This is a genomic window from Nostoc sp. 'Peltigera membranacea cyanobiont' 210A, from assembly GCF_002246015.1.
In the GTDB taxonomy this organism is placed as follows: Bacteria; Cyanobacteriota; Cyanobacteriia; order Cyanobacteriales; family Nostocaceae; genus Nostoc.
The window spans coordinates 51,805-61,414 of sequence record NZ_NOLJ01000018.1 but is presented as its reverse complement, the minus strand read 5'-3'; the positions used below and the strand labels follow the sequence as shown (position 1 = coordinate 61,414).

The following is a 9,610-nucleotide window of genomic DNA, read 5'->3' as shown; positions in this document are numbered from 1 at the left end:
AACAAAAGTCCCTCCTCCCAGACACCAAGGGTAATCAGAACTGCTTCCCTTCCAGCCAGAACATCTCGAACAAAGGGAGTATTATACTCACCAGTCTCAGGATCGTACAGATGCATCCCAGCGATGTGCGCCTCACCTCGGCATAGACTGTGCAATGCAGCCATGCTATTGGCGAAGTTATATTGGACTCGCAGTTGCGGATGCCAGCGTTCGGTGGCTCTTGCCCATAGTGAAATCACGGGGGCACAACCAGCAATCACAACGGTGTTGTGAAGTGTGTCGAGATTATCGTCTAAAAGACGGACTCGAACTTTATTTGTACCTGTTTGACTAGTGCCTTCACCATCAGCCGGAATCATATCTTGGCGAAAAGCATCCTTACCAATCAAGGGATAAGCTATCCATTGTCCTCCCACACGAGCCACACTAACTCGTAGTTGCTGATCGTTAGGAACGGGTTTGGCAAGAACGGCTTCAATTTCAGGTAAATCCCGCTCTAACCAGAATAGATCCTCAACTTGACAGCCAAGCGCTTTGGCCAAGCGAAGTGTTATGGCTACTGAGGGAGCATATAGTCCCGACTCTACACCACTAATAGTCTGACGAGTCACACTAGCGATGTTAGCCAAATCTTGTTGGCTCATGCCTAAACGAGTTCTAATGGACTTCAAGTTATTACGGAGGTCACTATCCTGCTTCATTGGCTTTGTCTCTTGGTTTCAAAAAGCCGTAGCGGATTTAACTTATATCTGCCAAGGCGAAAGTCTGGTCTTTGAGTTTATATCATTTCTCTTGGAAGACTTTTTCTGCTTTCGCTGTCTTGATTCCCCATATAAAAAGACTATCACAGAAATGGCCAATTTGCTTGCGAAGCGCAAATTATTTTTGCGGGTGGTTGTTTTTTACCTTCTCTTTTGGCTCAAAAGCCCCAAATTCCAATAAACAGAGCATTTATTTAGCAGTTACTGTTTACCAACTAAATTGGTAAACAGTAACATTTAATACAGTTTTAGAGATTAGTTTCAGCTTTGATGCTTGATAGACGAGTAATACAAACAGTAGAAAACATACCAACCAATTTCGCTTTTTGGGTAAATTTTGCCCTGACGAAAAATTACCTATTTGACTAAAGTGAATATGCACATAGCATCAGCAAAGAATTGCTGTTTTAAGTTTTGGCACAATCAATTAGGTATTTACCAAAGTATGCAACAGATGGTAACAAAGCAATGGAGAGAGTAATGATTACAGAAGAAGACTTAGCCCAGCAATTTAACGTAATTATTGAACACACTCACCCACGTGTATGGAAACTGTTAAGCGAATGTTATGTGAAGATAATCAATCCTCACCCTCACTTAACAAGAGTGAATATAAAAACATGCATTCGCCAAGCAAAATACATTGGTATTTATTGCCCTGATAGACTAATTAATGCTGTAGTAGAACAAAAAAACCTACTCAAAGAAGTAGCAGAATACTTGGGACTAGTTGAAGTTGTTTGCTTGAATGCCAATAACTTGATGCGCGATCCACTCTCAAATCTCAAGCAAGCTTATCCACAGTTGTGGTTAGAATTGCTGTGGATTGTCACTCAAGAACAATAACCTAGTAAACCTGATTTTTCTGCAATATTCAATCTGCAAAAAATCATTATTCCCAATCTTTACCGCAGCTTCGTTACTTTTGAAGCTTGCTAAAAACTTATGAATCAACCATGCCTACATCCAGATGATTTGCCTTCACCTCAAACAATAAAGTTGAGTGAAATACTATTCCGACAGCTTGAAGAAGCAACTAAAAAAAGCTTTTTCTTAGCGTGCGATCGCATGACACGGATTTTGTTATCGAGTTGTCATTGGTATTTCCAAATCAATAGTGGCGTTTTGACCTTGATCCTGATTTGTAATAACATGGAAAGTTATCGCAATATCATGAAAACTGTTCCTCAATTTGCCGATCGCTTAAAACAGTTTGCCAACAGAGCTAAAATTACTGTCAGTTCCCCAATTGACAAAGGTATACCGTGGGTACTGAGCATAGATAATGTCTTACCTGAAGGAGACTTGCCCAGTACCTGATAGATAAACTAGAAAAATCGCGATCGCCCTTCCGCATATTGGCGATCGCGCCGAAATCCCAAACCACGGCAAGGTGTTTAAGTGCTTTGTATCTGCTTATTTACCTGATTGGGGGGGATCGGGATGAAAATACTTTAGGAAAAACAACTTGAGCTAGAAAGAGCCATATTTATTGGTATTTAATCCTTGCGGTTCCGGTTGGGAGGTGTTGGAGAAATATTTGGGGTAAAACTAGGGTAATGTAAAGGGGTCAAGATGTTTACAAAGCAGCTGTGTTAAATAAAAATTATGTCGTCCGATCAAAGTAGATTTTATCCCGCGACGACGATGGTCTGGTTGAGTCGATGGGGGATATTATTCCCCGCACCTCTCAGTTAGATCCGTGCGTACCCGTTTCCGTGTACACGGCTCCCGATGTTCTTAGCTTGCGCTTTTGCTCATGTGTTTGTAATCGTGGCAACTCTCGTGAATTGCTTCAAGATTACTTTTCTTCCAGTTGGCATGATTTCCGTCGATGTGGTGCAGGTGTACCTTTTCTTCATCAATGAATTTCAAACCGCAGGAGGCACATTTATGGTTTTGCTTCTTAAGAGCTTTAGAGGTTTCGCCATCGTAGAGCTTGCTTCTGCGTTCGCTCCAGTAGGCTATATTTCCGTCATAGGGGGATTTTATTCCTTGAACCATGACGTGTTTATTTTCGGAGTAGGGAACTGCTGGGAGTGCTTTGTCTAGTAGTTTCTTACTAGAGTAGCGGTTTTGCTTGGTTTCCTTGTTGAATACCGTGTAAGCTCTTTTTTGGATGTGGTATAACGAGTTTCTAGACCCGTCCATCTTGCAGAACTTATGGTAATTTCTCCAACCTCTTACTACTGGGGCTAATTTCTCAGCCTTTGTGGTAGCACCATAATTCGAGTTGTTGATGATGTGTTTTACTTTCTTACGAAAAGCTTTAAAGTTGTCCACTGAGGGAATACTTCTGAACTTTCCGTTTTTCTGGACTTTAAAGTGCCAGCCGAGGAAATCAAACCCATCTGTCGCGGCGGTAACTTTGGTTTTCTTTTGGCTTACATTCATTCCGCGTTTGCGGAGGAACTCGCTGATTCTTTCAAGTATCTCTATCGCATCGTCTTCGGGTCGAAGTATAATAACCATGTCATCCGCGTATCGGACTGATGGTTCGACAATTTTCTCGGACGAGGTTTTCGGTGTGATACTTCTACTGTTTTTGTATTCGGCGTGGTATCTGTGAATACTCTCAATCCCGTTGAGCGCGATGTTAGCTAGTAACGGACTGACCACTCCCCCTTGAGGTGTTCCTTGTTCGGGGAATTCTGGGTTTACTCCTGCCTTAAGGCATCGGAAGATACCGAGTTTTAAGCCTTTGGGGGCAATGAGTTCGTCCATTATTGCTGAGTGGTTAATCCTGTCGAAGCATTTTTCGATATCGAGTTCAATAACTCGTTTTTCTATTCCTTTGCAGGAGGAACGTAGGTTATTGTAGATGTATTTTTGAGCATCATGGGCAGAGCGCCCAGTTCTAAACCCGTAGCTCCTGGCGTGGAACGTTGCTTCGTGTGCTGCTTCTAGTGCATATTTTGCGAGGCATTGCCAAGCTCTATCCGCGATGGTTGGTATTTTAAGCATTCTGGTAGTCCCGTCCTTTTTAGGGATGGGGATTTCCCGTAGTCCTTGATGCTTCCAGTTTCCACTATTCATTTTCAGTAGTTCTTCAAGATTGAAGCGTTCTTCAAATGAGAGGGATTTCTTACCATCAATACCAGCCGTCTTTTTACCAGCATTTAGCTGAGATACAAGTCTAATTGCAAGAAATCGAGCCGAGGTGGATTTTAGAATAAGCTTTTGGAGTGACCTAGCTTTCCGTTTGTCTCCAACTTGAACGGCTTTGTACACGCGCTTTTGAAGGCGGAAAAGGTTACGGCGGAACTTCTTCCACGGTAAAGCTTTCCAAGATTCACTGGTTTTACAACTGTGTCTAATCATTTTCTCTTCTAGAGTTTGTGTATTCTGAACACCTCAGACCAATTACGGTCTGTCCTACCCGACTTGCGAGGATTCCGCTTCTCGTCTAGCCTACCTGGGGTTCGACTGCCCCAAGACCCGCAACTCGTTTTTATTCGTTCCCTCGGAGAGATTGATAGTTCCTTTTAGATGTAGCCAATTCAACTACTGGATTCCCTGGACTCTTGCCTGTTACTTCAGAATATTTTGGCGGGAATGAATCTCCAGTGAGGTCAGGGATTTTGTGTTGCGCCCTGCCTTGCAGTAAGTCGCTTTTATAGGCTCTGTTTCATCGTGGGAACTCCCTATTAGCGCCAGTGTCAACCCGCAACGGTCGTCTGATTGCGCCCTGTTCCCAGCTTCACTCTACAAGAACCGAGCTTGTTCGGTGTGGGCAGATAAGGAGTCAATTCTGAGTCTGAATGGTAGGGCTTTCACCTACATCTGACCGAGAGTTCAGCCTTTAGTGACAGTAATCTGCTGTGGGCTGGATTAGTTATTTACGGACTGATTACCGTGATTCACTAATCAACGAATCGCACTCTAAATAAGCATTAACTTCTATAATTACCCTTTGACACACGGTTGTAGATCCGTTTAACGGATTTTGCGCTCCTTTATACCCTATATTGTCAAGTTAGACGCTTATATCTTGCAGCATATACATAACTTTTACCCTCACGACTGGAGAGCAAAATCTTGGGCATAGAATTACGCAGTTTCGTATTTCTCGACAACCTGCAACCTCAACATGCAGCATATATGGGAACAGTAGCTCAAGGCTTCTTACCATTACCAGGAGATACATCACTGTGGATTGAAATCTCTCCTGGTATCGAAATTAATAAGATTACGGATATAGCCCTGAAATCTGCCTCTGTCCGTCCGGGAGTACAGGTAGTTGAACGACTGTACGGACTATTGGAAGTTCATTCTAGCTCCCAAGGCGAAACCAGAGCTGCTGGTCAAGCAATTTTGGCGTTCCTGGGAGTCAAAAGAGAGGAATGTCTGAAACCGCGTGTTATTTCTAGCCAGATTATCCGCAACATCGATGCTTATCAAACACAACTGATTAATCGCACGCGTCGGGGACAGATGCTACTAGCGGGTCAAACGCTGTATGTATTAGAAGTGGAGCCTGCTGCTTACGCCGCACTGGCTGCCAATGAAGCGGAAAAAGCAGCGAGGATTAACATTCTAGAAGTTCAAGCTGTAGGTAGTTTTGGAAGGCTTTACTTAGGTGGACAAGAACAGGATATTCTAGCAGGAGCAGCGGGAGCATTAACAGCTATTGAAAGTGTCGCTGGTCGGGTAAATTCTCTGGGTGGGCGTCAGGAGTAAAGGAGAGAAAATGGCAAATCGAGAGCATCTAACTTTACTCAAAGCAGGTGCAGTTAAATGGATTGAGTGGAGAAAGAAAAATCCCCAGATTGAACCAGACCTCAGCGGTGCGAATTTGCAAGGCGATAACCTCAGAGGTGCAAACCTCCAGGGGGTAAATCTGAGAAAAGTCGATTTGGGTAATGCTTTACTTGTGCGGGCAAACCTCAGTGGTGCTGACCTCAGTAGTGCCAACCTCTATAAAGCCTTCCTGAATGAAGCTAACCTGAGTGCGGCTAACTTCAGTGTTGCTAACTTGAGTAGCGCTATACTTACGCAGGCAGATTTGAGTCATGCCAATTTGATTGGAGCTGACTTGAGTCAGGTGGATCTTAGAGGTGCTGCGATCGCATACGCTAATCTAATTGGTACTGACTTAAAAGGCGCTAACTTGAGAGATGCCGATTTAGGTGCAGCAAAGTTGATGCGGGCTAACCTCTCTTTTGCCAACCTCATTGAAGCTAACTTGATTGCGGCTGACCTCAGCGAGGCGAGTTTGTACGAAGCAGAAATTTTAGGGGCTTATCTTTACAAAGCTGACTTATACAAAGCTAATTTGACCAAGGCTCACCTAAGTGGTGCATACTTGTTGCGGGCTAACCTAAGTGAAGCTGATTTGAGTCAAGCTGACTTGAGTTGGACTAACCTTAGAGACGCGAATTTGGCAGGGGCGAATCTCAGAGGAACTAACCTTAGAGGAGCCGACATTCGGGGAGCTAATTTCAGCGGCGTAAATCTTCAAGAAACAATTATGCCTAACACTTTAATAAAATATTAGTTTACAAGAACAAGGAATTGACATTTAGATTCATTTTGTGGGGTATCTCTTCCCACAAAAAGTATATAAAATTTATGTAAAGCTTAGTTTTTAGGCTTAATTAAGTAACAGCAAATTCAGTATACTGCCTGACATCGACTGGTTGGAAGGCGAGAACAATTTGATTTTTAGGAATACCAGCGTTAACAAGTTCGTTGGCTATACCGTATTCTGTACCGTCTCTTTGAATCCAGATTTTATCGTTGATAATGTCAATATGGACTAAGCAACCATGCACCCGTTGATTATTTTCCCAGCCTAGTGTTAGTAGTAGGTAATGGTTGGCGGTTTGGTCTATAATTAGCTGTCTTTCTAGTTCTCCGTAAGCGTAGGGGAGTTGGGCGTATTCGTTTAATATTTTTTGAATGATTTGGCGATAATTATCTAAGGTATCCATTGCAGTACCACCTCTCGTTTTGAGTCGAAGACAAGTAAACAAATTATATGCAAAGGCAAAAAGTAAGAACACAAAAATATAGTAAGATTTTAAACTAGTAATATTTCTTCAAATATAAATAATTACTATGTCAAATCCAATTCTAATAAGTTTAAAAATTTATCTTGAACAATATTGCTGTGATTTTTTCAGTAAGAAGCAAATAGACACTATTTTTTTAGGTGGAGGCTTTACCAGGGATGAATCAATAAATTTTGAGTATAAACGTGATTTAATAAGTCAATATTATAAATCAGTCGATTGGGAAAGTCCAGTAATAATACCAAAATTGAATCAAGTTATAGAAACAATATTGTATTCTATTCATTTACCTGATGATGCAAAAAATAATTTTCGTAAAACACTATCAGATATTGGCTTTAAATTTGATGTAAACAGAGTAATTTATCAGCCAATTATTCCTAATAATAGTTTATTTATATCACAATTCCCTGTTGGATTGCCATTTGGCAAACCAAAACCAGAGTTTGCTGTTCAAATTGATAGAGGTAGCCAAAAGTTAAAATTTGAATGGAAAAATGGTATTGGAATTATAGACTTTAATGTTTATCCTGATTTAACTTATCAAAAATTAGCACAAAATTTTAATTTACATTTAGGAACAACAGATACAAGTTTAAGAAGAGCCTTGAGAGACATGAATCAAACTGAATACGAAACAAATTTTTTTCTCCATTATGCTAAAACATTTAATATGGCTAATAAAAATATACCTATACTCATACCTCAAGCTTGGATACAGTGGCATTCACAATCAAAAAAATATTTAAATCCTACCTCATCTCTGAATATCAACGATATTTATAGGGTTGACTTTGTAGCTTTCTGGAAGAATAAAAAATTTGCTATTTTTATTGACGATATTAGTCATTATGCAACTCGTAAGCACAATCAGGAAATCTGGTTAGCTAGTGAAGAAGAATATTCTCAAAATATACAACAAGCTAGAAAATTGATGAAAGAAGGATGGTTTGTAATTAGATTTAGTAATTGGGAAATAAAACAAAAAGAATTACTTGATAAAGCTATGATTGATTTACAACAAATAATAGTCTTTTCTTGATGTTTTACTCTTCTTGCTTCGTGCTTTTATGGCTCATTCAATCAATCCATAACGTCGCACAAGAAAAAAGAGATAAGCTTTGGCTTATCCACAAAAAACCAACTAATCAATCATCAGATTCACGATTCCCAAGAATTAATATACTCAACCTTCAACTTCAGTCAGGATAGAATACGAAAAAATTAAACAGATGCAAAACCAGTAAACTGCCGGACATAAGGTGATCTAAAACCTAAAACAATATCTGTTGTCGGCACACCTAATTCTACTAATTGATTAGCTATTCCTTCTTCAGTAAAATCGCGCTGAATCCAAATTTTTTCATCCTTGATACTAATATGAATTGGGCATCCATATACTCTTTCTTCATCATTCCATCCCACATATAATAATAAGTAGCGATCGCGTTCTGTATCAAAGACAATTTCGGTATTTTCTAAATCTTCTTTGGGTTGCTCATTTGCATATTTATAGATGATTTTTTTCACTAATTCCCGATAATCTAATTTTTCCATAATACTATCTCCTGTTTCTGAACATGAAAAACAAATAATTTGATTTCATACCGTTCTAGTACACTTTGAATAAAAGAATCTATAAAAAACTCTTGGTAGATATCTTGAGATATTGCTAAATATAATACTCGTTCAGAGTCCTTTTGTTCTAATGCTACCCTGTAGTTCAAAAATTGACCTATAGCTGTATGCAACTCTGAGATTGCTGACACCCCAATAAAACTTTTTACCTCTACTGCTATTTTTTGCTCATCTTTTTCAGCCGAAATTAACTTTTGCGCCCCTAAGTCTATTTTAATTCTAAGTTTGTTCAGAGAGTTTAAAAAACAAGGGATCATGTGTAATTTTCCAGCCATCTTTTTCTAAGGCTACTTTCACAATATTATGAAAAATATCTTTTGCTGACATGATAGGGAAAAAATTAAACAGATGCAAAACCAGTAAACTGTCTTACATGAGGTGATCTAAAACCTAAAACTATATCTGTTTTTGGTACTCCCAATTCTACTAATTCATTAGCTACACCTTCCTCTGTGAAATCGCACTGAATCCAGATTTTTCCATTGATAATATCTATATGAATCACCGAACCATAAGTTCGTTTTTCACCTTCCCAACCTAGATGAATTACTAAATAGTGATTTTTTTGATTATCAAATATTAATTGTATTTCCGTTCCCTTGGCTAAATGACTTTCTGTATGTCTTGCTAATACTGTCTGTACTAATTCAGGATAATTCATTCCTTCCATAAAATAATCTCCTTTTTGCTACTTTCAAATATCAATAATTTTAATTTATGTTCAGCAATTATTTCTTGAATCACAGGTATCAGAAAAAAAGCTGTATATATTTCATAACTAATTGCTAAATATAAAATCCGATCGGGTTCTTCTTTTCTTAAAATAGAACGGTAATTAAGTGTTTGTCCTAAAGCTGTATGAAATTCACTAATCGCTGATTTTCCCAAAAAAGATTTTATTTCAACTGCTATTTTTTCTCCTTCTTTTTCTGCTCCTAAAAGTCTTTCTGCTCCTAAATCAAGACGAAATTCTATAGTATCTACTAGAAATATTAAAGGATCATCAGTAATTAACCAACCATCTTTCTCTAAAGCTAACTTAACAGCATTATGAAAAAAATCTTTTGCTGACATACAAACTTACAATAACACCCTCCATCGTATGATATCCTCTCTCTGCGCCTCTGCGTCTCTGCGTGAGAAACAAAAAAAGGGATAAGCAAAACGCCTATCCCCCGAAAAATCAATTAATCAATG

The 9,610-nt window shown here is 39.3% G+C and carries 12 protein-coding genes and 1 pseudogene; 5 read left to right on the top strand and 8 right to left on the bottom strand.

The annotated features are described in order from the left end of the window. On the bottom strand, nucleotides 1–701 hold a 701-nt coding region (locus CDG76_RS34855; protein ID WP_143854226.1), incomplete at its 3' end, for a substrate-binding domain-containing protein. 540 nt (nucleotides 702–1,241) lie between these two features. Between CDG76_RS34855 and CDG76_RS34845 the strand changes: the two genes are divergently transcribed. Next, on the top strand, nucleotides 1,242–1,607 hold the full coding sequence (locus CDG76_RS34845; RefSeq protein ID WP_094353383.1) for a hypothetical protein: 366 nt from the start codon (nucleotides 1,242–1,244) through the stop codon (nucleotides 1,605–1,607). 99 nt (nucleotides 1,608–1,706) lie between these two features. Then, nucleotides 1,707–2,081 carry a hypothetical protein gene (locus CDG76_RS34840; RefSeq protein ID WP_094353382.1) on the top strand — a complete coding sequence of 125 codons (375 nt, stop codon included), beginning with the start codon at nucleotides 1,707–1,709 and terminating at the stop codon, nucleotides 2,079–2,081. A 420-nt stretch (nucleotides 2,082–2,501) separates the two neighbouring features. Here the strand turns inward: CDG76_RS34840 and CDG76_RS34835 are convergent, their stop codons facing one another. Then, nucleotides 2,502–4,082: a group II intron reverse transcriptase/maturase gene (locus CDG76_RS34835; RefSeq protein ID WP_094347231.1), complete on the bottom strand. Its 1,581-nt coding sequence runs from the start codon at nucleotides 4,080–4,082 to the stop codon at nucleotides 2,502–2,504. A gap of 717 nt (nucleotides 4,083–4,799) precedes the next feature. Here CDG76_RS34835 and CDG76_RS34830 point away from each other — a divergent pair. Together CDG76_RS34830 and CDG76_RS34825 are read left to right on the top strand one after the other, a co-directional pair. Continuing rightward, the gene (locus tag CDG76_RS34830) at nucleotides 4,800–5,441 is read left to right on the top strand and encodes a hypothetical protein (RefSeq protein ID WP_094353381.1); all 642 of its coding nucleotides are present in this window, start codon (nucleotides 4,800–4,802) and stop codon (nucleotides 5,439–5,441) included. 10 nt (nucleotides 5,442–5,451) lie between these two features. Then, nucleotides 5,452–6,258 carry a pentapeptide repeat-containing protein gene (locus CDG76_RS34825; protein WP_094353380.1) on the top strand — a complete coding sequence of 269 codons (807 nt, stop codon included), beginning with the start codon at nucleotides 5,452–5,454 and terminating at the stop codon, nucleotides 6,256–6,258. Nucleotides 6,259–6,358: 100 nt separating this feature from the next. Here the strand turns inward: CDG76_RS34825 and CDG76_RS34820 are convergent, their stop codons facing one another. Further along, nucleotides 6,359–6,694 carry a XisI protein gene (locus CDG76_RS34820; protein ID WP_094353379.1) on the bottom strand — a complete coding sequence of 112 codons (336 nt, stop codon included), beginning with the start codon at nucleotides 6,692–6,694 and terminating at the stop codon, nucleotides 6,359–6,361. Between the two features lie 127 nt (nucleotides 6,695–6,821). On the opposite strand from CDG76_RS34820, the gene CDG76_RS34815 reads away from it, so the two are divergent. Beyond that, nucleotides 6,822–7,817, top strand: a complete 996-nt coding sequence (locus CDG76_RS34815) for a hypothetical protein (RefSeq protein ID WP_094353378.1) — start codon at nucleotides 6,822–6,824, stop codon at nucleotides 7,815–7,817. Nucleotides 7,818–7,999: 182 nt separating this feature from the next. Here CDG76_RS34815 and CDG76_RS34810 read toward each other — a convergent pair whose 3' ends face one another. The 5 genes and pseudogenes from CDG76_RS34810 to CDG76_RS34795 all read right to left on the bottom strand — a co-directional run bounded on the left by CDG76_RS34810 (nucleotide 8,000) and on the right by CDG76_RS34795 (nucleotide 9,487). Beyond that, nucleotides 8,000–8,332, bottom strand: coding sequence for a XisI protein (locus CDG76_RS34810; protein WP_094353377.1), 333 nt, complete (start codon nucleotides 8,330–8,332; stop codon nucleotides 8,000–8,002). Beyond that, on the bottom strand, nucleotides 8,320–8,688 hold the full coding sequence (locus CDG76_RS34805) for an element excision factor XisH family protein (protein WP_442946407.1): 369 nt from the start codon (nucleotides 8,686–8,688) through the stop codon (nucleotides 8,320–8,322). The genes CDG76_RS34810 and CDG76_RS34805 overlap by 13 nt, the downstream gene beginning before the upstream one ends. Nucleotides 8,689–8,692: 4 nt before the next feature. Beyond that, nucleotides 8,693–8,740 (bottom strand): annotated as a pseudogene (locus CDG76_RS39825) (hypothetical protein); the annotation flags it as partial. 13 nt (nucleotides 8,741–8,753) lie between these two features. Further along, complete coding sequence (locus CDG76_RS34800; RefSeq protein WP_094353376.1) at nucleotides 8,754–9,083, bottom strand: XisI protein; 330 nt, start codon at nucleotides 9,081–9,083, stop codon at nucleotides 8,754–8,756. After that, nucleotides 9,071–9,487 carry a XisH family protein gene (locus tag CDG76_RS34795; protein ID WP_094353375.1) on the bottom strand — a complete coding sequence of 139 codons (417 nt, stop codon included), beginning with the start codon at nucleotides 9,485–9,487 and terminating at the stop codon, nucleotides 9,071–9,073. The genes CDG76_RS34800 and CDG76_RS34795 overlap by 13 nt, the downstream gene beginning before the upstream one ends. Nucleotides 9,488–9,610 lie beyond the last annotated feature (123 nt).

Bases quoted from the DNA above. Each gene is read 5' to 3' on its own strand.
- CDG76_RS34845 (WP_094353383.1), top strand. From the start codon at position 1,242: ATGATTACAGAAGAAGACTTAGCCCAGCAATTTAACGTAATTATTGAA.
- CDG76_RS34840 (WP_094353382.1), top strand. From the start codon at position 1,707: ATGAATCAACCATGCCTACATCCAGATGATTTGCCTTCACCTCAAACA.
- CDG76_RS34835 (WP_094347231.1), bottom strand. From the start codon at position 4,082: ATGATTAGACACAGTTGTAAAACCAGTGAATCTTGGAAAGCTTTACCG.
- CDG76_RS34825 (WP_094353380.1), top strand. From the start codon at position 5,452: ATGGCAAATCGAGAGCATCTAACTTTACTCAAAGCAGGTGCAGTTAAA.
- CDG76_RS34820 (WP_094353379.1), bottom strand. From the start codon at position 6,694: ATGGATACCTTAGATAATTATCGCCAAATCATTCAAAAAATATTAAAC.
- CDG76_RS34815 (WP_094353378.1), top strand. From the start codon at position 6,822: ATGTCAAATCCAATTCTAATAAGTTTAAAAATTTATCTTGAACAATAT.
- CDG76_RS34810 (WP_094353377.1), bottom strand. From the start codon at position 8,332: ATGGAAAAATTAGATTATCGGGAATTAGTGAAAAAAATCATCTATAAA.
- CDG76_RS34805 (WP_442946407.1), bottom strand. From the start codon at position 8,688: ATGGCTGGAAAATTACACATGATCCCTTGTTTTTTAAACTCTCTGAAC.
- CDG76_RS34800 (WP_094353376.1), bottom strand. From the start codon at position 9,083: ATGGAAGGAATGAATTATCCTGAATTAGTACAGACAGTATTAGCAAGA.
- CDG76_RS34795 (WP_094353375.1), bottom strand. From the start codon at position 9,487: ATGTCAGCAAAAGATTTTTTTCATAATGCTGTTAAGTTAGCTTTAGAG.